The following is a 24097-nucleotide window of genomic DNA, read 5'->3' on the forward strand; positions in this document are numbered from 1 at the left end:
AAATAAATGATCGGAACAAAGATAATTTTTGTTCCGATTTTTATTTATATAGATAAGGAGGTGCAGCATCATTCAAAATAATGAAGAGTTTGAAGGGATTTTACTTTATCGCAAAGAATATAAAGAACGCGATTTATTGGTTAAATTTTTAACGAATCGCTATGGTAAAAAAATGTTTTTTATTAAAGGTGCACGAAAACGTGGTTTTAAATTATCTTCTGCATTACTACCTTTTACAATTGGTACCTATAGTGGCAACCTGAACGATAACGGACTATCATTCATTAATGCCGCTAAGGAGTTTGAACAACTAAAAATGATTTCACAAGATATCGTTAGTAACGCGTATACGACTTATATTTTTAGTTTGATTGATGCTGCATTTAAAGATAACGAACCTATTCCGGTTTGGTATCAAAAAGTGGCAACGGCCATCCGATTAATTGACGAAGAATTTGATGCAGAAATTATTACCAATATTATTGAAATTCAGCTATTGTCAGTCTTTGGTGTGCAACCCCAATTACAGGGGTGTGCCGTTGGCGGAGAGACCCAAGGAGAATTTGATTATTCTGAAGCATATGGGGGATTACTTTGCTCCAAACATTGGTATCTTGATAATAATCGACTTCATGCCACTCAAAAAGCAATTTTTTATTTAAGACAGTTTTCCGTGGTGAATCTTGATAAATTGAATTCTATTAAAGTGGCAGAACGTACTAAAAAAGAATTACGTCAGATTATTGATGTTATTTATGATAATAGTGTTGGTCTAAATTTAAAAAGTAAAAAATTTATTGATGGAATGAGTTCGTGGCCAGTGTCATTAAAGAAAAACCCCGAAATATAATTGACAAATAACTGTTTCTAAACTATGATTATAAAGAAATAAATAGCAGGATTATGATGAAAAAAGGTAAACATAATTATTGAAGCGAACTTAGAATAGTGCGAGCTAAGTAATTAATTATTTTTATTGGCGTTTTCGGAGTCCTTTGTTAATGAAGCTGCCGGTTAATTAACCGGAAGTAGGGTGGAACCGCGATATTAAAATCGTCCCTATGTGGTCTACAAGACTGCATAGGTTTTTTTGTGCTTAAAAATAAGGAGGACTATCATGTCAAAAAAGTTAGCTGTTCAAGATATTATCATGACATTACAAAAGTTTTGGGCTGATCAGGGCTGTATGCTGATGGAAGCATACGATACAGAAAAAGGGGCCGGAACAATGAGTCCCTACACGTTCTTACGGGCAATTGGACCCGAACCATGGAATGCTGCTTATGTGGAACCTTCGAGACGTCCTGCAGATGGTCGTTATGGTGAAAATCCTAACCGTCTTTATCAACATCACCAATTCCAAGTGGTTATGAAACCATCTCCCGCAAACATTCAAGATTTGTATTTGGATAGTTTACGCGCATTAGGTATCGATCCTGCTGAACATGATATCCGATTTGTTGAAGATAATTGGGAAAATCCGTCAATGGGTTGTGCCGGTGTTGGTTGGGAAGTTTGGCTTGATGGAATGGAAGTTACTCAGTTTACTTACTTCCAACAGGTTGGTGGGTTGGAAGTCCATCCGGTTACTAGTGAAGTTACTTACGGTTTAGAACGTCTCTCTTCATATATACAAGATGTTGAGAGTGTTTACGATCTTGAATGGGCTGATGGTGTTATGTATGGTGATATTTTCAAAGAACCTGAATACGAAAATTCTAAATACTCATTTGAAGAAAGTAATCAAGAAATGTTATTTAATTTATTTGATGTTTATGAAACTGAAGCTAAGAAACAAATTGTTAATGGGTTAGTACATCCCGCATATGATTATGTGTTGAAGTGTAGCCATACGTTCAATTTATTGGATGCTCGTGGTGCCGTTTCAGTGACTGAACGTGCTGGTTACTTGGCAAGGATTAGAAATATGGCAAAATCAATTGCTAAAGTTTTTGTTCAAGAGCGTAAAAAGTTAGGTTACCCTTTACTTAAAGATGAAAAACTTCGTGAAAAGTTATTAAAGGAGGACAAATAAGATGACACATTCCTTTTTATTAGAGATAGGGCTAGAAGAAATACCCGCTCATGTTGTGACGCCGAGTCAAAGTCAATTAGCTAAACGTGTTAGTGATTTTCTGACGGAGCAACGGTTATCATTTGGGGAAGTTAAAGCTTTCTCAACGCCCAGAAGGCTTGCAGTTGAAGTGACTGATTTGGCTGATAAACAAGAGGATATTCAAGAAGAAGCTAAAGGTCCTGCAAAAAAAATTGCATTAGATGACGAGGGAAACTGGTCAAATGCTGCTAAAGGATTTGTTCGGGGCCAAGGAGTGACAACAGATGAAATCACCTTTAAAGAATTAAAAGGTGTTGAGTACGTTTATGTTAATAAATTTATTGCTGGAAAAGCGGCCAAAGATATTTTGGTTCAAATTAAAGCTGTTATTGAAGCCATGACTTTCCCCACAATGATGCATTGGGCAAATTATGATTTTAAATATGTTCGCCCAATTCGTTGGTTAGTTGCGTTACTTGATAATGAGGTAATTCCATTTAGTATTCTAAATATTGAGTCTGGCCGTCAAACGCAAGGACATCGTTTTTTAGGAAAAGCAATTGATCTTGAAACGGCAACCGAATATGTTGAAAAATTAGCAACGCAGTATGTCATAGTTGACTCAAAAAAACGTAAAGAAACAATCAGAACACAGATTAACGCCCTTGAAAATAATCAAAGTTGGCATATTATTGTTGATGAAGATCTTTTAGAAGAAGTTAATAATTTAGTTGAGTATCCAACTGTATTTTCTGGCCATTTTGATGAAAAATATTTAGATATTCCCGATGTTGTCTTAATGACTTCAATGAAGGATCATCAAAGATTCTTTTATGTACGTGACCAAAATGACGCTATTTTACCTATGTTTGTTTCAGTTCGTAATGGTACAGAAGCTAATATTGCTAACGTAGAGGCCGGAAATGAAAAAGTGCTTACGGCACGTTTAGAAGATGCCGCATTTTTCTATCAAGAAGATCAAAAGCAAAACATTGATGGCTACGTTGAACGATTAAAAAATGTAACCTTCCATGATAAAATTGGGTCAACATATGAAAAAATGGAACGTGTCCAGTTAATGGCTCAAATCATTGGTAAACGTGAGGGCTTAAATGACCGTGAGTTAGCACTTTTACAAAGAGCCAGTGAAATTTATAAGTTTGATTTAGTAACCGGAATGGTTGGTGAATTTTCAGAACTCCAAGGAATAATGGGAGAAAAATATGCTTTATTGATGGGTGAAGATCCAGCCGTTGCGCAAGCTATTTCTGAACACTATATGCCTATTAGTGCAGACGGTGAATTACCTAAATCAAAAATTGGTGCAGTTCTTGCTATTGCTGATAAATTAGATAGCATTTCAAGTTTCTTCTCAGTAGGATTAATTCCAACTGGATCAAATGATCCGTACGCACTTCGTCGTCAAGCGTTCGGTGTGGTTAGAATTGTTGAATCACGTCAATGGCGTTTTTCACCACTTGAAGTGTTAAACGATATTAAAGCATTAGCGACACTTCACCCGGCATTATTTACAAAGATGTCTGTAGGCGAGAATGATTTGGAAGTTTTAAGCTTTATTAATGATCGTATGAAACAATGGTTCTCAAATCAAAAGGTAAGTTATGATGTCATTGAAAGTGTTATTGGCAGTACAGATGCAGACTTGTTAACAATGGCGGAAGCAGCGGTAACGCTTGAAGCGCATAAGAAAGATAGGGATTTTAGAGAAACAATTGAAGCCGTTACTCGTGTCTTAAAGTTGGCTGACAAAAATAACGAAACTGATTTATCAGTGGAGGCAACATTATTGGATAACGTTGCCGAAAAAGAATTGTTTGAACGAGTTGAGACAATTCAACGTCGAATCGTTGATTTGACGCCAGAAGAGTTATATCATATATTGAGTGAGATTCGTCCATTAATTGAAAATTACTTTGATCAGACAATGGTTATGGTAGAGGATGCTAAAATTAAGCAGAATCGTTTAAATCAATTAAGTTTAATTGCCAAAATGAGTTCTAAATTAGGCGATTTAGAGAAATTGAATATTAAATAATATAGGAGTGGAAAATTATCTGAGAAGGTGATTTTCTACTTTTTGTTTGGTAGTAGAATCTGAATGCGCATATTTGACAAATGTGTCTAATAGTTGGAGCTAATTATTGTATTCATGTCAAATCAATGTTATTATTATGGGTACTCAAAAAGATGTATAACTTCGTATCGTTAGGTTTGGAGGTGAATGGCTAGAATGAGAATACCAGAGAATGTAATTGAACATGTAAGAACAAGTGTGAATATTACGGATGTCATTAGTCAATACGTTGGATTGAAAAAATCCGGTAGTAATTTTATGGGTTTGTGTCCATTTCACGAAGAAAAAACACCTTCATTTTCTGTTAGTGAAGAGAAACAAATTTTCCATTGTTTTAGTTGTGGTCGAGGCGGTAATGTTTTTAAATTCTTAATTGAATTGGATGGACTTAGTTTTCCGGAGTCTGTGAATAAAGTCGCAGAATTTGCGGGTATAGAGATTGACAGTAAATATGCTCAATCCCAGTTGGCTAAGACCCAAGAATCAATTGAAAATCGTCAATTAAAGCAACTTCACGATGACGCTACTAAGTTGTATCAGCATATCCTAATGAATACAGAGATGGGACAAAATGCCCTAGATTATCTGCACAATCGAGGGATGACTGATGAAGATATTACAACTTTCCAAATTGGGTTTGCACCTGAAAAATCAGTATTGCAGGATTTCTTTAATGAAAAGAAGCTAGATTATCAGATATTAAGACAGTCTGGCTTATTCATTGAGAATCAAGCAGGTAACCTACGTGAACGTTTTATTAATCGGGTAATGTTTCCAATTAGAAATCAAAACGGGCAGGTTGTTGCATTTTCAGGTCGTTTACTCGAGAAAAATAAGGATCTACCAAAATATTTAAATAGTCCAGAAACACCCATTTTTAATAAACGTGATATTTTATTTAATTACGATTTAGCAAAAAAAGAAATTCGAACAGAGGGTAACGTTATTTTGTTCGAAGGATTCATGGATGTTATAGCTGCTTATCGTTCTGGCGTTAAAAATGGTGTTGCATCGATGGGAACCAGTCTAACAAATGAACAAATTTATTTGTTAGAACGTTCAACTTCGCAGTTAAATATTTGTTACGATGGGGATGACCCTGGACAAAATGCAACTAATCGTGCTTTAGATTTATTGACAAACCAAACGAAAATGAAGGTTGGCGTGCTGGTCATTCCTAATGGCATGGATCCTGATGAGTTTGTTACAAAAAATGGTAAAGAAGCGTTTCTTGAGTTGGCTCACTCCGCTCGGGAAACGACGATCTCATTTAAAATGAACTTTTTAAAACGAGATCGAAATTTAAAAAATGAAAGTGAGCAAATTGATTATATCGATCAAGTCTTACGAGTTTTAGCTACAATAAAAACACCCTTTGAACAAGATATTTATGTTAATCAATTGGCTGATGAATTTAAAATTGATAAAACAATTTTAAGACAACAACTAGTAGATTTAGTAGCTAACCAACCGAGAGAACCGCAACATAGGGTTAATCCGGTAAGAGTTCGGACAGACGAGCCACCAATTGAACAACATCAAGAAATCATGCGAGATGAGAAAATTGATCGCGTTGAGAGGGCCGAAAGGTTGTTATTGTATCGTGTATTGCACGATCATACAGCGTGGTTAAAAATCAGAGCAGTCGATGACTTCAGTTTTGTCCATGATAATTATCAGTTGATATATACGCTGGCTGAAGGTTATCTGGACCTGCACGATCAATATGAAATTGCTAGTTTCCTAGATTATTTACCCAAGGAGGCTTTAAAACGTTTCGTAATGCAGATTGAACTAATGACTGTTTCGGATGACTCATCGGAAGATGAACTGAATGATTGCGTATCAGTTATCATGAATGATTCGCCAATTGAACGGTCAATTAATCAAGTTCGTTCTGATCTTGCGGAGGCAACTCGTTTAGGCAATACGGAACTAACAAATGAACTATCATTTAAGTTAATAGCGTTGTATCAAAAACAACAAGTACCACGAACATCCATCTAAGGGAGGAATTATTAATGGTAAAAAAAGTAGAAAAAGTCGAAGAAACAGAATTTGATGAAAAAGGATTCAAAAAGGCACAAACGAAGTTAATCAAAGAATACAAAGTTAAAAAAGAAATTAAGTATGATGATTTAACAAATGAATTAGCAACGCCTTTTCATTTAGATGCTGATCGTATGGATAAATTGCTTCAAAAAATTGAAGATTCTGGTATTGCTGTCGTTGACGAAGAGGGAAACCCAAGTGAACACAGTTTAAAAGCTGCTGAAAAAGTAACAAAAAAAGCTTTAAAAGATACTTCTGCACCAACCGGAATTAAAATTAATGATCCGGTTAGAATGTATTTGAAAGAAATTGGTCGTGTTAATCTTTTAAAAGCCGAAGAAGAAGTTGCTTTGGCTTTGAAAATTGAAGAAGGCGACGAAGAAGCTAAACAAAAATTGGCAGAAGCTAACTTGCGTTTGGTTGTATCGATTGCTAAACGTTATGTAGGTCGTGGGATGCAGTTCCTTGATTTAATTCAAGAAGGTAACATGGGCCTAATGAAAGCCGTTGAAAAATTTGATTATCGTAAAGGATTTAAGTTTTCAACGTATGCAACATGGTGGATTAGACAAGCAATTACACGAGCAATTGCTGATCAAGCTCGTACGATTAGAATTCCCGTTCATATGGTTGAAACAATCAATAAATTAATCAGAATTCAACGCCAATTATTACAAGAACTTGTTCGTGAACCAATTCCTGAAGAGATTGGTGCCGAAATGGACATGCCAGCAATGCCAGCTGAAAAAGTTCGTGAAATTTTGAAAATTGCTCAAGAACCTGTTTCATTGGAGACACCAATTGGTGAAGAAGATGATTCTCACTTAGGTGATTTTATTGAAGATCAAGATGCAACAAGTCCAGCTGATCATGCTGCTTATGAACTCTTGAAGGAACAACTTGAAAATGTTCTTGATACCCTAACTGATCGTGAAGAAAATGTCTTGCGTCTAAGATTCGGTCTTGACGATGGTCGTACAAGAACGCTTGAAGAGGTTGGTAAAGTCTTTGGTGTGACGCGCGAACGTATTCGTCAAATTGAAGCTAAGGCGTTACGTAAATTACGTCATCCATCTCGTTCAAAACAATTAAAAGATTTCTTAGAATAAAAATTTAAAAGCGATTATAAAACGAAACCTGTTTTATAATCGCTTTTTTTTAGTTATAATGAAGGAAGATAACACGCGAAAGAAGAGGAACAAATACATGGATGCACGTCATTTATCAGATCGATTAAAAAAAGTTGCGAAATTTGTCCCAAAGGATGCACGATTAGCTGATATTGGATCAGATCATGCTTATCTTCCAGCCTATTTAGCTATTAACAAGATTATTTCATATGCGGTTGCCGGTGAGGTAGCAAAGGGACCGTATGAAAATGCGGTGACAGAAATTAATACAGAACGGTTAGATCATATGATTATGCCACGGCTAGCTAATGGATTGAAGGCAATTAAAACGGACGATAACATTGATACGATTACGATTGCAGGAATGGGTGGCCCATTAATAAGAGACATTTTTAATGCCGATTTAGAGAAGTTGGTAGGTGTTCGTCGATTGATCATTCAACCTAACGTGGGTCAGGAATTGATCCGAGAATGGCTGATGAATCATTCTTATCAAATTATTGATGAGGATATTGTTGAAGATGATCATCACATCTATGAGATTATTGTGGCTGAAAAGGTTAGTAATAAGGTTGGATACTCTTCGTTGGACTTAAAATACGGACCAAATCTAAGAGTTGAACAAAATGAGGTATTTAGGGCTAAGTGGCAACGCCAAATGGCCAAAAAACGTGAAGTTTTGAAACATTTTGCGGCCGCTAATGAGGTGCCGATTGATAAAAAAAAGGTCCTAGAAATTGATATCAAAGAAATTGAGGAGATGTTAAAATGACAAGAATTAGTGACTTAATTCAACGGTTTGAACTGTTTGCGCCTAAAGATATGGCTGAAATGGGTGATCCGGTTGGTCTCCAGTTAGGTAATATGAATAATAAAGTCTCTAAGGTCATGACGACACTTGATGTCCGTCCAGAAGTTGTTCAAGAAGCAATTGATAATAACATTGATTTTATTTTTGCGCATCACCCTTTGATGTTCAGACCGGCTAAAAACTTGGATACGACGAATCCGCAAAATAAAATGTACGCTGATTTATTGAGTCATAATATTACCGTCTATGCCGCACATACTAATTTAGATAATGTTGTTGGTGGGATGAATGATTGGTTGGCAGATCAATTAGGCTTGCAAAAGACAATACCATTAGTGCACACGACGAGTATGGATTATGGAATGGGTCGTGTAGGGAATCTAAAGAATGAAATGACCGTTGCTGAGTTTTCAGAGTACTGTAAACAACAATTTAATCTCAGTGGACTACGGGTTATTTCAACTGATTTAACGCAATTAGTTAAGCGAGTTGCCATTTTGGGTGGTGATGGTGGAAAATTTTATCCCGAGGCAATTAAAAATCAGGCAGATGTCTATGTGACTGGGGATGTTTACTATCATACAGCTCACGACATGTTAGCTGAAGGTCTGTCTGCTGTGGATCCTGGACATCATATTGAAAGTATTTGTAAGCCTCAACTGAAACGATTATTTGACGAATGGACTATTGATAATGATTGGCAAATTGAAACGATTGAATCAACTATCAATACAGATCCATTTCAGTTTATTTAATTGAAAAATTAGAGTATCATTAGAATTGTTAAATAATAATATTAGGAGATATGCCATCATGACAAAATATGAAGAATTAATTCCACGTTTTATTAAGTACGTTAAAACAGAAACTCGCTCTGATGAAAATTCAGGATTGACACCTTCGACGCAAACTCAGGTTGAATTTGCAAAAGAATTAAAGAAGGAACTTTTAGAGATTGGATTAACTGATGCACGCATTTCTGAAAAAAGTGGGTACGTTTTAGCAACGTTGCCCAGTAATTTAGAAAATGATGTAAAAGTAAAAGCGGTTGGATTTATTTCGCATATGGATACAGCAGCCTTTACGGCAGAGGGTGTTAATCCTCAATTCGTTGAAAATTATGATGGTGAATCTGATATTAATCTTGATGATGAAGGTAAATTTAAATTAACCGTTAAAGAATTTCCTAATTTAAAAAATTATAAAGGCAATACGCTTATAACAACAGATGGGTCAACTTTACTAGGATCGGATGATAAATCTGGTGTTGCTGAAATTTTCACGGCCGTAGCTTACTTAGTTGCGCATCCAGAAATTAAGCATGGAGATGTTAAGGTTGGAATCGGACCTGATGAAGAAATTGGCGTAGGAGCAGATAAATTTGATGTTAAAGATTTTGGCGCCGACCTTGCTTATACAGTAGATGGTGGGCCATTAGGTGAATTGGAATACGAAACATTTAATGCCGCGCAGGCGGTTATTTCAATTCAAGGTAAAGAAGTTCACCCCGCAACTGCCAAAGGTGTTTTAATCAATGCAAATAAATTAGCAAGTCAATTTGACTCACTTTTACCACAAGATGAGGTTCCTGAAAAGACTGAAGGTCGTGAAGGTTTCTATCATTTGATTTCAGTGGATGGCACAGTTGATGAAGCAAAAATGGTTTACATTATTCGTGATCATGACCATCAAAAATTTGAAGATCGTAAGAAATTTATGATGGGTGTTGCTGATAAGATGAATGCCGAGTTCGATACAGATCGGGTCACGATTGATATGGCAGATCAGTATTATAATATGCGCGAAGTAATCGAAAAAGATATGACCGTTGTGAATGTTGCTAAACAAGCCATGGAAAACTTATTAATTAAACCTGATATCTATCCGGTACGTGGGGGAACAGACGGTTCGAAAATTTCATTTATGGGATTACCAACACCAAACTTGTTTGCTGGAGCAGAAAATATGCACGCACGATTTGAGTTTGTCTCAGTAGAAACGATGGAAAAGGCAACAGATGTTGTATTGGAAATTGTAAAATTAGTATCTGAAGAAACAAAATAGCCATTTTAAGATAAATAAAAAAAGATAAACTAATTAGTTTATCTTTTTTTATTTATCAGATTTAGGATCTTTGATTATGGCGTAGAGACAGTTCACGACAATTGAGCCGGCAACTGCGAAGATAATACCGATTTGTAAAACTGGGGCAAAGAGCGTACCAGTTAGTGAGCTTACGATATAGCCAATTACTTCACCAAAAATGAAGCCCCAAAAGAGAATTGTTAATTGTTTCATCATAGAACAGCACCTCACATTCAAAAGTAATTTTAACACAAATATTTATTTTTGCAAAAGCTTTTTAGTGTCTGTTGGGTATTGTTAGAAAGTTTTGTATAATAGCAGTAATAGATACGTAAAAAGGAGGGTCATCATGTTTGTGCCGTTAAAAGTTAAAAGTTCATTTAGCTTATTACAAAGTACCACTAAAATTAATGATTTAGTTCAAAAAGCACAAGAACGAGGCTATGAAACAATTGCTCTAACGGATAACAATGTATTGTATGGTGCAATTGATTTTTATAATGCCTGTCAGAAAGTTGGAATTAAACCAATTATCGGACTGACATTAGATATTGCTGGTTTAATTGAAACGAATCGGGAGTACGAACTGACTTTTATTGCTAAAAATGAGCAAGGATATCAGAATTTAATGCGATTATCAACGTTAAAAATGACCCTAAGTGAAGGGAATTTAAATTTTGATCATCTTGCTGATTATTTAGATGGATTATTTATTTTGTCGCCTAACGAAAAAAGCGAATTTAGTTATTTAATTGAACAAAGTCAAATTTCTGATGTGAAAGACTTATTAGCTAAATATCAAAGCTTAATGGGTTCAAAAAATGTCCGAATTGGATTATCACATCGAATGGATACAATCACCGCACAATCAATTAAGGCTCTGGCCGATAGCTACGATATGCGAGTGATAGCCTTAGATGAAGTTAGTTACCTCAATCCCGAAAACCAAGCCGATGTTGACGTATTAAAGGCAATTAGCAACGGGGAAACGATTCCGGCTGATCAACTGGGTGAACAGGTACAAGGGGCATACTCGCTAATAAATCCAAATGAGATAATGGATAGTTATCAGGCAATATCCATGGTAGAAGCCGTTCAGGAAACGCAAAACGTGGCGGATGCGACATCTCTAAAGTTGACATTTTCACAACCCAAACTACCAGAATATCCTTTGCCAGACAATGAGACGGCTCATAGCTATTTAAAAAAACTTAGTAATTCGGGCTTAAACGCACGATTTCCGAATGGGGTTCCCGATGAATATAAACAAAGATTAGCTCTTGAACTAAGCGTTATTCAAGAGATGGGATTCGAAGACTATTTTTTAATTGTTTGGGATATCATGAACTATGCACATTCACAGCAAATTATTACTGGTCCTGGACGAGGGTCATCTGCTGGTGCTCTCACTGCTTATGCTTTAACAATTACAGATGTTGACCCAATCCAATACGACTTGTTATTTGAACGTTTTTTAAATTCAAAACGAGTGCAAATGCCAGATGTTGATCTGGATATACCTGATGACAAACGGGGAATGATTCTTGAATATTTGCATCACAAATATGGTCATTACCATATGGCTCAAATTATTACGTTTGGAACGATGGCAGCTAAACAGGCTTTAAGGGATGTTGGCCGTGTTTTTGGTATATCACCATTTGAAATGAAAAGCTGGAGTGATGCGATACCAAATGTCTTAAAAATAACATTGTCGGATGCGTTAGCACAATCTCAAAAATTACGTAATCTAGTCAATGATAGTACAAAAAATAAAGGTATTTTTACAATTGCTCAGCACATCGAAGGAATACCTAGACATTATTCAACTCATGCGGCTGGGGTTGTACTCAGTCAAATTGATTTACGAGAAGTTGCACCCCTACAAAATGGGAGTGACGATATTTTATTAACGCAATACTCTAAAGACTTGGTTGAAAATGTTGGGTTGTTAAAAATTGATATCTTAGGACTACGTAATTTGAACATTTTAGATCAAGCCGTTAAGCAAGTTAAGAAAAATTATCAGGCTGACTTTGATCCTGCGCTCATTAATCTGGAAGACGAAAAAACGCTAGCTCTTTTTAGAATGGGCGATACTTCGGGTGTTTTTCAATTTGAATCAAGTGGCATAAAGAACGTTTTGAAAAAGTTACAACCGACGTCTTTCGAAGATGTTGCTGCCGTGAATGCATTATATCGTCCGGGTCCAATGGAGAATATTGATACATTTATTGCGCGTAAACATGGACTTGAACAAATAACATTTCCAGATGATAGTTTGAAGCAAATTCTTGAACCGACCTATGGCGTTTTAGTTTATCAGGAACAAGTCATGCAGGTTGCATCAAAAATGGGTAATTTTACACTGGGAGAAGCCGATTTACTACGTCGTGCGATGAGTAAGAAGAAAAAGAAAACAATCGATGAAATGCGTACCCAGTTTGTTCAAGGCGCACATACAAATGGTATACAAGAGGCCGTTGCTGAAGTCGTATATCAATATATTGAGCGGTTTGCTAACTACGGATTTAATCGATCACATGCAGTTGCTTATAGTAAAATTGCATTTCAACTAGCCTACATCAAAGCTAATTATCCGGCGGCATTTTTTGAAGCAATTCTGAATTCCGTGGGTAATAATCCGCAAAAAATAAAAGAATATCTTGTTGAAGCTAAGCAATATCAGGTAACTATTAAATTACCTGATATTAATCTCAGTGAGGCCGGTTTTAGTTTGCAAAACAATATTGTCCGGTTCGGATTAGGTAGCATAAAAGGACTTAGAAAAGATTTTATAGAGCACATTGTTAATCTACGGCAAGAAGCGCTTTTTACAGATTTTCAAGCTTTTTTACACCGAATAGATAAGCGATACTTGAACGAAGAAAATATTGCGGCGCTCATTTACGCTGGTTGCTTTGACCAATTTGACTACAATCGTGCAGAGCTGGTTGGTGCTTTGCCAGAATTGATTAGTAGTATTGATTTAAGTGGAAATAATACTAATTTATTTGAACTATTAACACCTAAAATAGCGAGACAATCGAATTTTCCATTGATGTTTCGTTTAGAAAAAGAATCCCAGTATCTGGGAGCATATTTATCTGGGCATCCAATCGAAAAATACCGTAAGCAACTAAGTCAAACTAAGATACAAAAGATTTCAGAGATAAATGAAAAAACGCGTGTTACGATTTTAGTGAACCTGACTAAGATTAAAGTTATTCGTACAAAAAAGGGTCAGCAAATGGCCTTTTTGAATGGCTCAGATGAAACAAGTGAAATAGATTTAACAATATTTCCTGATTTATTTCGACAGAAAGAATCACTACTTGAAAAAAATAAAGTTGTCGTCGTATCAGGGGATGTCGAGACAAACAGAGGCTTACAAATTATTGTAAAAAGCATTGATTTAGCGGATGATTATTTTGCTAAATTGACACAAAAAAAATGGTTTCTAAAAATTTCTAAAGAATCAACTAATGAAAAAGTAGAAGAATTAATGCAAATAATGAAAAAACGATTAGGCCAGACACCCGTCATTTTATACTACGAAAAAGACAATCGAAAAATCAGTTTGGATAGAACTTATTGGTTGAGGGATGATGAAGAAACGCATACAGCGCTTACAAAAACGTTAGGTTCTGAAAATGTCGTCATTAAATAATCAGTTCATGAAAATACTGAAAATATTTTCACATTTAACAAGACAACTTTTCTGAAAAGTGTTAACATAGTGAGTGAAATATGTACTTAAATTACTTATTGAGGTGAAGAAATGAAACGCATTGGTATTTTAACAAGTGGTGGAGATGCGCCAGGTATGAACGCTTCAGTTCGTGCTGTTGCACGTCGTGTAATTGGTGAAGGATTAGAAGCATATGGTATTAACTATGGTTTTGCAGGCTTAGTTGCCGGGGATATTCATAAAATTGAATATGCTGACGTTGATGATGTTATTCAACGTGGTGGAACAATGTTGTACTCAGCTCGTTATCCTGAATTTGCAACTGCTGAAGGACAATTAAAGGGTATCGAACAACTTAAGAAGTTCGGTATTGATGCTTTAGTTGTTATCGGTGGGGATGGTTCATATCATGGTGCTCTTGCACTCACAAAACGTGGATTTAATGCTGTTGGTATTCCAGGAACAATCGATAATGATATTCCTGATACAGATTTTACAGTTGGATTTGATACAGCTGTTAATACAGCTCTTGATGCAATTGATCGTATTCGCGACACTGCTCGTTCACATCAACGTACATTTATCGTTGAAGTTATGGGTAGAAACGCTGGAGATATCGCTTTGTGGTCTGGTATCGCCGGTGGCGCTGATATTATTGTTATTCCTGAAAAGGGGTATAACATGCAAGAAATTGCGGATAAACTCAACAATAACCGTGAACATGGCAAGGATTCAGGAATTATCGTATTAGCCGAAGGTGTTATGGGTGCTAGCGATTTTGCTGCTGAATTGGACACATACGGTAATTTTGAAACACGTGTGACTATCTTGGGTCATACACAACGTGGTGGTGTACCAACTGCCAAAGATCGTGTCTTAGCAAGTCGCTTTGGTGATTATGCTGTTCAACTTCTCATGGAAGGTAAGGGCGGATTAGCCATCGGTATTCAAAACAACGAATTAGTTGCTGAGGATATTGTTGCAACGCTTGAAGAACATAAACATCATACTGATTTAAGTCTTTTAGACTTAAACGCACGACTATCAACACCTAGATAATTATAATATCGTTATTTATAAATAATAAGTAAACTAAGAGGAGATCATAATATAATGAAAAAAACTAAAATCGTAAGTACACTTGGTCCAGCCAGTTCAGATCTTGATACAATTGTTAAATTAATCGAAGCCGGTGCTAATGTTTTCCGTTTCAACTTTTCTCATGGTGACCATGAAGAACATTTAGGTCGTATGACTTTAGTTCATGAAGCAGAAAAAATTACTGGTAAAATGGTTGGTATCATGCTTGATACTAAAGGTGCAGAAATCCGTACTACTGTTCAAAAAGAAGGTAAAATCAACTTTGAAATTAACGATATCGTTCGTATTTCAATGGATGACACTCTTGAAGGAACACATGAAAAGATTGCTGTTACTTACCCAGGTTTAATCGAAGATGTTCATGTTGGAGGCCACGTATTATTTGATGATGGTCTTATCGATATGAGAATTGACGAAATCGATACAGCTGCTAAAGAATTAGTAACAACTGTTATGAATGCTGGTCGTTTAGGTTCACGTAAAGGTGTTAACGCTCCTGGTGTATCAATTAACTTACCTGGTATTACTGAAAAAGATTCAGATGATATCCGTTTTGGTTTAGATCAAAATATTGATTTCATTGCTGCTAGTTTTGTACGTAAACCAGCTGATGTTTTAGATATCCGTGCTTTACTTGAAGAAAAAGGGATGGAACATGTTCAAATCTTCCCTAAAATTGAATCACAAGAAGGTATTGATAACATTGATGCTATCATGGAAGTTTCTGAAGGATTAATGATTGCCCGTGGTGATATGGGTGTTGAAATTCCTGCTGAAAATGTACCTTTAGTTCAAAAAGACTTAATCAAAAAATGTAATGCTTTGGGTAAACCAGTTATTACTGCTACTCAAATGCTTGATTCAATGCAAGAAAACCCACGTCCTACACGTGCTGAAGCTTCTGATGTTGCTAACGCCGTATTTGATGGAACAGATGCAACAATGCTTTCAGGTGAAAGTGCTAATGGTGACTACCCTGTAGAATCAGTTGCAACAATGGCTCGTATTGATGAAAAAGCTGAAAATGCTTTACGCGCTCATGGTTCATATGTTTTAAATGAATTCGATAAGAGTGATGTTACAGAAACTATCGGCCGTGCAGTTGCTGAAACAGCTGATAGCTTAGGTATCAAAACAATCATCGCTGCTACAAAATCAGGTCAAACTGCACGTATGATTTCTAAATACCGTCCTGATTCAGATATCTTAGCAATTACTTTTGACGAACAAACTCGTCATGGTTTATCAGTTAACTGGGGTGTTCACCCAATCATCGCTGAAAAACCAGCATCAACAGATGCATTGTTTAGCTTAGCAACTGAAAAAGCTAAAGAATTAGGTTTTGCTAAAAAAGGCGACCTTATCTTAATTACTGCTGGTCTTCCAGTCGGTGAAAAAGGTACAACAAACAGTTTGAAAGTTCAATTAGTAGATTAATTGTATTAAGATTCAAGTTTTTGAGTTTTTCGGTGACATTAGTTGCCATGATAAACCGAATCTTGTATCAATTTCACACTGAAAAAGTGGTTAGACTTCATAAGTCTAGCCGCTTTTTTTATTACTCAATATTTTTATTCAATTGGCTATTAAGCCTAATATCAGGTAAAATGAAGTCATATAATGATTTTATGAATATAAATAAATTGGCATAAAATAAATAAGATTTTTTGAAATGGAGAAATAAATGAGTTCAATTATGGGACAAATTGTTACCGCAATGGTAACCGATGAGAACGACACAGAGTTTTTAGTACAAAAAGATGGCACAACAATGCATTTGCTAAAAGATGATACAAATGGTCAATTGACAAATGGTTCAATGGTTAAAGGCTTTGTTTATGAAAATGAGGACCACGACTTAAGTCTTTCAACAACTATCCCTAGAGCAGGTATAGATCAATACGCTTTTGGAAATGTGGTTAAGGTTAGGAGAGATTTAGGTGTCTTTGTTGATATCGGCTTGCCAGATAAAGATGTGGCAGTTTCGCTAGATGACTTACCAGAAATGAAATCACTTTGGCCAAAAGCCGGTGATCGATTAATGGTCGGTCTTAAAATAGATGCTAAAGATCGTATTTGGGGTGATGTTGCGGATGAAGAAATGTTCCGCGAGATTGCTAAAAAACCTGATGATTCTTTAAAAAATAAGAATATGAAATTTACGGTTATTCGTTTGAAAATGATTGGTACGTTTGTCATTACGGATGATGATTACTTAGGTTTCATTCATCCTTCAGAACGATTTAACGAACCCCGACTAGGACAAGTCTTAGAAGGTCGTGTGATTGGAATTAGAACGGATGGCACAATTAACTTGTCGATTAAACCACGCGCCTATGAAGCAATTGGCGATGATGCGGCTATGTTAGTTGCAGCGTTGACGCATAATGACGATCAAAGTTTACCATTCACTGATAAAAGTGATCCAGAAGATATTAAAGAATATTTTGGAATTAGCAAGGGACAATTTAAAAGAGCAGTTGGTCATTTATTAAAAGGACGTTATGTTAAACAAGAAGACGGCAAACTTATTTTAATAAAAATGCCCGAGGAACTTGAAAACAATGCGGATGAATCAATTGACGATATAGAAAATCAATAGATAGTGGGGGATTCTGGTGGATAAAGTACAACAAATAAACTTCATTGAAAATAAAATTCACCAGTCTAACTTTAAATTGACGCCTCAACGTCAAGCTATTATAGCCGTTATTTACAAACGCGTTAATGAACATTTAAGCCCGGAAGAAATTTTTGCCCTTGTGAAAAAAGAATCATCTGAGATAGGGTTAGCAACAGTGTATAGAACATTAGATGTACTGGTTGAGTTAAACATCATTGATAAGATAGTTTTTGAGGATGGCATGGCTAGATATGATTTAACCATAAATGATAAACAGCATTTTCATCACCATCTTTTATGTACTCAGTGTGGTTCAATTGAAGAGATTCATGAAGATTTGTTAGAAGACGTTGAGAGACTAGTCTCTCAACAATTTCATTTCTTAGTAACAGATCATAGACTTACTTTTCACGGAGTATGCATGAATTGTCAAAGGAAATCAAAAGAATAAGAGGCGTTGCGATTCATGTAACGTTTAATTTATTTGTTTAGAAATGTTTCGTATGATAAAGTATTTCGTGAAGATGTCATGCATAAAGGAGATCAATAATGCTTATTAAGTATAAGAACGATTATGAGAAGATTGCGATGGGCCTATTATCATTCATACCTGACCTGAAAGATGTTACCAGAATTAATTCAGCAATTAAGGGTTACCTAGATATAGATAACCGAGATTTGTATCTTTGGAAAAATGAAGATGGTGACTTTACTGGTGTAGTTGGTATAGAAGATGATCGGAATATTTTAGTAGTTCGAGCAATCTCATTGAGTCCGGATGAAAGACATAAGAAGGTTAGTTTTTTAATTTTAGACGCGGTCTTGGCGTTGTACCCCGATAGAAAAATTATGGGAACGATTGATACAACAAAATTAATTGAAAAATGGGAAATGCAAAAAAATGAGTCAAAAGGGTGAATCAATTAACCATGTGACGTTAAAATTGGCATCATTTGAAGGCCCACTTGATTTACTGTTGCACTTAATCAAGGATGCCGAAATGGATATTTATGATATTCAGATTTCGTCAATAACTAATCAATACCTGTCAATTATTAATAGAACTGACCAAATGCCTTTAGATACAATTGGTCAGTATTTAGTAATGGCGTCAACTTTAATGGAAATTAAGAGTAGAATGCTTCTACCCGTGATTGATTACGAGGTTGCGGAGGACGAAATTGATCCAAGGACTGATTTAGTTGAGCAATTAATTGAATATCAAAATTTTAAAAACGCGTCTAATAAGTTAGGAGCAATGGCGAGTAACCGTTCGGATTATTTTTCTAAGGAACAAAGTCGTACACCTAAAGAAGTCGTTGACGAACAGCCACTTGTTATTCCCGGACTGAGTCTTGACGTTCTTCAGAACGCTTTTAAGAGGGTCTTGCTAAGGCAAGTTGACCGACAACCTGTTCAAAAGAAAATTAATATGCAACCTTTTTCGCTTGCTGATAAAATAATAGAAATTGAACAAATTTTAGAAAGTTCGAATGGAAGGTTAACTTTCGATGATCTTTTTGAGCAGCCGATGGTAGTTAGCGAAATTGTGATTACTTTTTTGGCAATATTGGAGCTGTCAAAAATGAAGCAAATCAAATTGAAGCAGACTAATAGTTATGAAACGATTCAGATCGTAAAAATAGAAGCATAAGGTGATGTTGGGAGGTATGGGAGTGAGTCATTTAGCAAATATTGAAGGACTTCTATTTGTGAGTGGGGATCAGGGCATATCTCTATCGGAATTATCCAGACTAACTGGGTTAATGAAATCAGCGGTTAAGGAACAACTTAATAAATTAGCTACTAAGTATGTAAATGATTCAGACTCTAGTTTACAGCTAATCCAGTATGACGATTTCTGGCAATTGGTAACAAAAAAAGAATTAGCTAGTTTAATTAAAAATTATTTTGAAAACCCTAATTCAAAAAAACTGTCTGCGGCGGCGTTAGAAACATTGGCAATTATTGCTTATAAGCAACCCACAACGCGGCTTGAAATTGATACAATTAGGGGTGTTCAAAGTTCAGGGTCGTTACAAAAATTAATTGCGTTGAATCTGGTTGATGAAAACGGACGTCTTGATGCTCCGGGAAGACCAATTATATATAAAACGACAATCCAATTTTTGAATTACTTTGGACTAAATGGGCTTAAAGAACTTCCAGTAATTGACGAAAGTCAGGAATTTAATTTGGATCCTGGACAGCTTTTTTTAACTAACTTTAATGAAAAATTACAAGAAGATGAGGAATAATATGGCAGAAGCAGAAAGATTACAAAAAGTTATGGCGCAAGCGGGAGTTGCCTCTCGAAGACAATCTGAGAAAATGATTTCAGAAGGCCATGTTAAGGTAAATGGCAAGGTAGCAAATGAGCTAGGTATTAAAGTGACAAGTGAGGATAAAATTGAAGTTGATGGCATTCGCTTAAATGAGGAACCATTAGTCTATTATTTATTCTACAAACCAAGAGGCGTTATCTCATCCGTTAAGGATAATAAAGATCGTAAAGTTGTAACGGATTACTTTCCTGGTGTAAGGGAAAGAATCTATCCAGTAGGTCGATTGGATTATGATACATCGGGACTACTATTGATGACAAATGATGGTGAATTAGCCAACAAAATGACTCATCCAAAATATAAAATTGATAAGACTTATGTTGCAAAAGTAAATGGAATTCCATCTAACGATGACCTAAAAGCTTTACGTCAAGGAATTGTTATCGACGGTAAGAAAACGGCACCTGCTCATTCTAAAATTATTTCAGCGGATAAAAATAAGCAAAAAGCGATTGTCTCATTGACGATTCATGAAGGCCGAAATCATCAGGTTAAGAACATGATGGCCGAAATTGGTCATCCAGTCGAAAAATTAAAACGTGAAACTTATGGGTTCTTGGATTTATACGGGTTAACGTCAAGTCAATATCGTGAACTTTCTGAAGAAGAGGTTCATGCATTGAAGAGCATCGCCGAGCGTAAATAATTGTAACTCTTTTTATCATATGTTATATTCTATAACGTAATAAAATATTTGGTTCGTCTTCAGGGGCAGGGTGTAATTCCCGACCGGCGGTTATAGTCCGCGACCCGCATTACATATGTGGCTGGACTGGTGAAATTCCAGTATCGACAGTTAAAGTCTGGATAAAGAAGATAGGGCTTATTTGAGTAAGTAATTTCAAATGAACTCTGTTAATCTTCGTTGATTAACGGCGTTCTTTTTTTATTTATTTAAAGGGTTCTTCATTGAAGATGGCCTTCCAGGAGGTTTTCTAGTATGAATCGTTCACCAATTTTCAGAGTTGTGATTACGGCATTTTTAGCCGCTATCTCGTACGTATTAATGTTTTTATCTTTCCCGGTGATACCACTAATCCCGTATCTAAAAATAGATTTTAGTGATTTACCTATTTTAATTGGGTTTTTCATTTTGGGCCCATTGGGTGGCGTAATGGTAGCTATAGTTCGATCTTTATTGTATCTCGTCTCAACCGGGACGGATATCGCCAGTTTGATAGGTGTTGGAACTAATTTTTTAGCATCAATGGCGGTTTCATTTCCAGCTTATTTTATTCTTAAAGGTGGTAGTGGTATTAAACCCACGATTTGGAAGAGTATATTGGCCATTTTAACAAGTACGCTAGTGTTGACTGTGCTGTTATCTATTGCAAATTATTTTGTCATCTTGCCGGTGTACTTAAATGTAATCGGTATGGATATAGGTATGTCAGTATCGAAGTATGTTGTAATTGGCGTCATTCCTTTTAATATTATAAAAGGCGTTTTAGTTGTTGGTGTATTTAGTATCTTGTACCGTAGAATGTATAGTTGGGTTCAACTGAATAATAAAAAGTATAAAAAAATATAGTATAATAGGGGAGAATTCTTAAAGGATTCTTCCCTATTTTGTTTTAAAAGGATGATAATTTATGATTGAAGATTACATTTTGCAAATGTTTCAAGAGAATCCTCGTCGCCCTAACGTTGTGTATAGCATTATCATAGGACGAAATACAGTTTCAAATATATACTGGGGTATGCGTTATAATTTGCTGGATTACTTTGGAATGGATCCTCAGTTTTCAAATACGTTATTTCGAGAAAATATCACTAAACTACAAAAAAATAAATTACTTGAAGAGAATGATATAGGGATCAAGTTAACCAGTTTAGGACTCGAACAAAAAAAGAAATTAAAAAAAAGCCTATATCAAGTGAAACACCCCAAGTTAATGAATCGATACAGATTTAACGAATGGTCGGAGACGCTTATTTTGGCTATCCAAGTTATATCTGAGCTCAGTTTTACTAATCGACATTACTATCCTATAGTGACGTCTGAGTTAACCAAATTTAATATTAAGAGATGGCTTTCCAATAATGGTAAGGAGAAACTAGTAAACCACGTCCATTCGGAATTAGAACTCTTTATCAAAGAACTGGATACAAATGCAGAATTAATTTTTATGAATAAATTGATTGGACACCAACTTAATGGACTAACAAATAAACAATTAGCAATTGAGTTAACTCTTTCAGAAATAGAGACCGACCTAATGTATCGTGATACGATGAATTATTTTGCAAGTTGGATAGAAAAACAAGAGCAAAGTGTGTTTAAAGAATTAGTTCAGTTAATCCGAAATAAGGGAATTATTTCAGAGAGCGCGCAAGATACCATGAAGTACATTAATTCAGGATTATCCGTTGACGATATTGCTAAAAAAAGGCAATTAAAGAAAAGTACAATAAATGAACATCTACTTGAACTAGCAATGTTTGATGACGAATTTCCTTACCAACTATTTTTGACTAGCGAATTAGTTGGTATTTTAACGAAAATAATTGGCGGAAATATTGATCAATATTCTTTTCAGGAAATACAAGAAAAAATACCAGAAATTAATTTTTTTGATTACCGTCTGTATCAAATTTATAGGAGTAAAAACGGATGACTACAATAAATTTAAAAGAAAAACTGTCAGAATATTTTGGATTTGAGTCATTTATGTCGGGGCAAGAAGAGACGATTAAAACCGTTTTGTCAGGCCAAGATACACTTTCGGTACTACCTACGGGAACTGGAAAATCGTTATGTTACCAATTGGCCGGTTATCTTATGAATGGAACAACAATTATTGTTTCACCGTTGTTGTCATTAATTCAAGATCAAGTTAGCCAATTTAATTTTCGAGGAAATGGCGTAGCGATTGGACTAACGTCATTATTAAGTTATTCTGAAAAAAAATATGTATTAAAAAATATTAATACTTACAAATTTATCTACCTCTCTCCCGAAATGTTGAGTCAGGTTGAGGTTACCAATGCATTAAAAAGCATTAACGTATCCTTGTTTGTTGTCGATGAGGCACATTGTATTTCAACTTGGGGACCAGATTTTAGACCTGATTATTTAAACTTAAATAAGGTCATTACTGAACTTGGTAAGCCACTAATCTTGGCTTTAACGGCGACGGCCACACCAAGAATTCAAGATGATATTGTCGCACAATTAAAAATGCCAAATCGTTTTTTTAATAAAATTATTAGATCAGTTAATCGGGAAAATATTTTTTTGAGCACGATAAAAGTAAATGATGAATTTGAAAAAAATGAACAATTATTAGGATTGTTAAATAAGTTGGATGGCGTTGGGATTGTTTATTTCTCGAGTAAGAAAAAAGCCAACGAAATCTCGGAGTTAATAAATCAGCATACAGAACTGAAGTCTGAACCGTATCACGCTGATCTAACAGATATGGCAAGATATACAGTTCAACAACAATTTATGATGAATCAAATCGATGTTATCTGCGCAACGAGTGCTTTTGGCATGGGAATCAATAAAAAGGATATTCGGTATGTCATTCATTACCATATGCCTGCTAATTTTGAAAGTTATGTGCAGGAATTTGGCCGAGCCGGTCGGGATGGACAACAAAGTATCGCGATAGTATTCTCTCAAGTAAACGATTTGTTCCTACAGAGAGGATTAATTGATTTAACGATTCCGGATGCTGATTTTATTAAGCTATATTTTAAAAAACATGCAGAATTAGTTGGACTTGGTGAAGAAAAAGGTAAGCTACTAGATTATTATTATGAGAAACATGACACGGTTGATCAGGTGCAAGCGCTATTTAGACAAAGAAAAATCGAAAAAGAGATTGGGTTACAAAATATGATGGCATTTATTGATTCCAATCAGTGCCGAAAACAAGAAATTTTAAGACATTTCGGTGAATCAAAAACAGTGCAACATGATAAAAGCTGTTGCTCAATTATTTTTAATGAAAAGATACTTGAGGTAATCGGACTGAAAAAAAGAATAAACGTGACCAATGAAAAACGATTAATTCAGCAATCAGAAACAATTATGACAAAATTATTTCAAAAATCCTGAGAATAATTTGGATTGTTATGGTAAAATAATGGTAATTGTTTT

General features: G+C 35.4%; 20 protein-coding genes, 1 pseudogene and 1 riboswitch. Of the genes and pseudogenes, 20 read left to right on the top strand and 1 reads right to left on the bottom strand.

The window, feature by feature from the left end; genetic code table 11:
• Nucleotides 1-67: 67 nt before the first annotated feature.
• The 8 genes from recO to pepT all read left to right on the top strand — a co-directional run bounded on the left by recO (nt 68) and on the right by pepT (nt 10208).
• The gene (recO, locus tag N0K80_RS01875) at nt 68-850 is read left to right on the top strand and encodes a DNA repair protein RecO (protein WP_146342128.1); all 783 of its coding nucleotides are present in this window, start codon (nt 68-70) and stop codon (nt 848-850) included.
• A gap of 267 nt (nt 851-1117) precedes the next feature.
• Nucleotides 1118-2035, top strand: coding sequence for a glycine--tRNA ligase subunit alpha (glyQ, locus tag N0K80_RS01880; protein WP_057973583.1), 918 nt, complete (start codon nt 1118-1120; stop codon nt 2033-2035).
• Between the two features lies 1 nt (nt 2036).
• A complete protein-coding gene (gene glyS, locus N0K80_RS01885; protein ID WP_269023598.1) occupies nt 2037-4112 on the top strand; it encodes a glycine--tRNA ligase subunit beta in 2076 nt (691 codons plus the stop codon).
• A 186-nt stretch (nt 4113-4298) separates the two neighbouring features.
• On the top strand, nt 4299-6158 hold the full coding sequence (gene dnaG, locus N0K80_RS01890) for a DNA primase (RefSeq protein ID WP_269023599.1): 1860 nt from the start codon (nt 4299-4301) through the stop codon (nt 6156-6158).
• A 14-nt stretch (nt 6159-6172) separates the two neighbouring features.
• Nucleotides 6173-7312: an RNA polymerase sigma factor RpoD gene (gene rpoD / locus N0K80_RS01895; protein WP_057973580.1), complete on the top strand. Its 1140-nt coding sequence runs from the start codon at nt 6173-6175 to the stop codon at nt 7310-7312.
• A gap of 97 nt (nt 7313-7409) precedes the next feature.
• Complete coding sequence (locus N0K80_RS01900; RefSeq protein WP_269023730.1) at nt 7410-8105, top strand: tRNA (adenine(22)-N(1))-methyltransferase; 696 nt, start codon at nt 7410-7412, stop codon at nt 8103-8105.
• Nucleotides 8102-8899, top strand: a complete 798-nt coding sequence (locus N0K80_RS01905) for a Nif3-like dinuclear metal center hexameric protein (protein ID WP_269023600.1) — start codon at nt 8102-8104, stop codon at nt 8897-8899. The genes N0K80_RS01900 and N0K80_RS01905 overlap by 4 nt, the downstream gene beginning before the upstream one ends.
• Before the next feature lie 58 nt (nt 8900-8957).
• Nucleotides 8958-10208 carry a peptidase T gene (pepT, locus tag N0K80_RS01910; RefSeq protein WP_269023601.1) on the top strand — a complete coding sequence of 417 codons (1251 nt, stop codon included), beginning with the start codon at nt 8958-8960 and terminating at the stop codon, nt 10206-10208.
• Nucleotides 10209-10256: 48 nt separating this feature from the next.
• Here the strand turns inward: pepT and N0K80_RS01915 are convergent, their stop codons facing one another.
• Nucleotides 10257-10445 carry a YjzD family protein gene (locus N0K80_RS01915; RefSeq protein ID WP_057973576.1) on the bottom strand — a complete coding sequence of 63 codons (189 nt, stop codon included), beginning with the start codon at nt 10443-10445 and terminating at the stop codon, nt 10257-10259.
• A gap of 133 nt (nt 10446-10578) precedes the next feature.
• Between N0K80_RS01915 and dnaE the strand changes: the two genes are divergently transcribed.
• The 12 genes and pseudogenes from dnaE to N0K80_RS01975 all read left to right on the top strand — a co-directional run bounded on the left by dnaE (nt 10579) and on the right by N0K80_RS01975 (nt 24055).
• On the top strand, nt 10579-13899 hold the full coding sequence (dnaE, locus tag N0K80_RS01920) for a DNA polymerase III subunit alpha (protein WP_269023602.1): 3321 nt from the start codon (nt 10579-10581) through the stop codon (nt 13897-13899).
• A gap of 111 nt (nt 13900-14010) precedes the next feature.
• Nucleotides 14011-14979, top strand: a complete 969-nt coding sequence (pfkA, locus tag N0K80_RS01925; protein WP_057973574.1) for a 6-phosphofructokinase — start codon at nt 14011-14013, stop codon at nt 14977-14979.
• Nucleotides 14980-15033: 54 nt separating this feature from the next.
• Nucleotides 15034-16452 (top strand): annotated as a pseudogene (gene pyk / locus N0K80_RS01930) (pyruvate kinase); the annotation flags it as partial.
• 253 nt (nt 16453-16705) lie between these two features.
• On the top strand, nt 16706-17623 hold the full coding sequence (locus N0K80_RS01935) for a CvfB family protein (RefSeq protein ID WP_269023603.1): 918 nt from the start codon (nt 16706-16708) through the stop codon (nt 17621-17623).
• A 10-nt stretch (nt 17624-17633) separates the two neighbouring features.
• Nucleotides 17634-18095 (top strand): Fur family transcriptional regulator, encoded by a 462-nt coding sequence (locus N0K80_RS01940; RefSeq protein ID WP_181647343.1) that lies wholly within the window; start codon nt 17634-17636, stop codon nt 18093-18095.
• A 98-nt stretch (nt 18096-18193) separates the two neighbouring features.
• A complete protein-coding gene (locus N0K80_RS01945) occupies nt 18194-18562 on the top strand; it encodes an N-acetyltransferase (RefSeq protein WP_269023604.1) in 369 nt (122 codons plus the stop codon).
• Nucleotides 18546-19298: a segregation and condensation protein A gene (locus N0K80_RS01950; RefSeq protein ID WP_269023605.1), complete on the top strand. Its 753-nt coding sequence runs from the start codon at nt 18546-18548 to the stop codon at nt 19296-19298. The genes N0K80_RS01945 and N0K80_RS01950 overlap by 17 nt, the downstream gene beginning before the upstream one ends.
• A 16-nt stretch (nt 19299-19314) precedes the next feature.
• A complete protein-coding gene (scpB, locus tag N0K80_RS01955; RefSeq protein ID WP_269023731.1) occupies nt 19315-19902 on the top strand; it encodes an SMC-Scp complex subunit ScpB in 588 nt (195 codons plus the stop codon).
• A 1-nt stretch (nt 19903) separates the two neighbouring features.
• Nucleotides 19904-20635 (top strand): pseudouridine synthase, encoded by a 732-nt coding sequence (locus N0K80_RS01960; RefSeq protein WP_112249917.1) that lies wholly within the window; start codon nt 19904-19906, stop codon nt 20633-20635.
• A 51-nt stretch (nt 20636-20686) separates the two neighbouring features.
• Nucleotides 20687-20811: riboswitch (FMN riboswitch) on the top strand.
• A gap of 118 nt (nt 20812-20929) precedes the next feature.
• Nucleotides 20930-21520, top strand: a complete 591-nt coding sequence (locus N0K80_RS01965) for an ECF transporter S component (RefSeq protein ID WP_269023606.1) — start codon at nt 20930-20932, stop codon at nt 21518-21520.
• A gap of 61 nt (nt 21521-21581) precedes the next feature.
• Nucleotides 21582-22607 carry a helix-turn-helix domain-containing protein gene (locus tag N0K80_RS01970; protein WP_269023607.1) on the top strand — a complete coding sequence of 342 codons (1026 nt, stop codon included), beginning with the start codon at nt 21582-21584 and terminating at the stop codon, nt 22605-22607.
• Complete coding sequence (locus N0K80_RS01975; protein ID WP_269023608.1) at nt 22604-24055, top strand: RecQ family ATP-dependent DNA helicase; 1452 nt, start codon at nt 22604-22606, stop codon at nt 24053-24055. The genes N0K80_RS01970 and N0K80_RS01975 overlap by 4 nt, the downstream gene beginning before the upstream one ends.
• Nucleotides 24056-24097: the final 42 nt, after the last annotated feature.

The sequence above is a fragment of the Dellaglioa carnosa genome (assembly GCF_026948345.1).
In the GTDB taxonomy this organism is placed as follows: Bacteria; Bacillota; Bacilli; order Lactobacillales; family Lactobacillaceae; genus Dellaglioa; species Dellaglioa algida.

Coding starts and splice junctions, on each gene's coding strand:
- N0K80_RS01975 (WP_269023608.1), top strand. CDS start 22,604: ATGACTACAATAAATTTAAAAGAAAAACTGTCAGAATATTTTGGATTT.
- scpB (WP_269023731.1), top strand. CDS start 19,315: ATGGGAGTGAGTCATTTAGCAAATATTGAAGGACTTCTATTTGTGAGT.
- rpoD (WP_057973580.1), top strand. CDS start 6,173: ATGGTAAAAAAAGTAGAAAAAGTCGAAGAAACAGAATTTGATGAAAAA.
- glyQ (WP_057973583.1), top strand. CDS start 1,118: ATGTCAAAAAAGTTAGCTGTTCAAGATATTATCATGACATTACAAAAG.
- N0K80_RS01945 (WP_269023604.1), top strand. CDS start 18,194: ATGCTTATTAAGTATAAGAACGATTATGAGAAGATTGCGATGGGCCTA.
- N0K80_RS01900 (WP_269023730.1), top strand. CDS start 7,410: ATGGATGCACGTCATTTATCAGATCGATTAAAAAAAGTTGCGAAATTT.
- N0K80_RS01950 (WP_269023605.1), top strand. CDS start 18,546: ATGAGTCAAAAGGGTGAATCAATTAACCATGTGACGTTAAAATTGGCA.
- dnaE (WP_269023602.1), top strand. CDS start 10,579: ATGTTTGTGCCGTTAAAAGTTAAAAGTTCATTTAGCTTATTACAAAGT.
- N0K80_RS01915 (WP_057973576.1), bottom strand. CDS start 10,445: ATGATGAAACAATTAACAATTCTCTTTTGGGGCTTCATTTTTGGTGAA.
- dnaG (WP_269023599.1), top strand. CDS start 4,299: ATGGCTAGAATGAGAATACCAGAGAATGTAATTGAACATGTAAGAACA.
- pfkA (WP_057973574.1), top strand. CDS start 14,011: ATGAAACGCATTGGTATTTTAACAAGTGGTGGAGATGCGCCAGGTATG.
- N0K80_RS01965 (WP_269023606.1), top strand. CDS start 20,930: ATGAATCGTTCACCAATTTTCAGAGTTGTGATTACGGCATTTTTAGCC.
- N0K80_RS01935 (WP_269023603.1), top strand. CDS start 16,706: ATGAGTTCAATTATGGGACAAATTGTTACCGCAATGGTAACCGATGAG.
- N0K80_RS01905 (WP_269023600.1), top strand. CDS start 8,102: ATGACAAGAATTAGTGACTTAATTCAACGGTTTGAACTGTTTGCGCCT.
- N0K80_RS01970 (WP_269023607.1), top strand. CDS start 21,582: ATGATTGAAGATTACATTTTGCAAATGTTTCAAGAGAATCCTCGTCGC.
- pepT (WP_269023601.1), top strand. CDS start 8,958: ATGACAAAATATGAAGAATTAATTCCACGTTTTATTAAGTACGTTAAA.
- N0K80_RS01960 (WP_112249917.1), top strand. CDS start 19,904: ATGGCAGAAGCAGAAAGATTACAAAAAGTTATGGCGCAAGCGGGAGTT.
- glyS (WP_269023598.1), top strand. CDS start 2,037: ATGACACATTCCTTTTTATTAGAGATAGGGCTAGAAGAAATACCCGCT.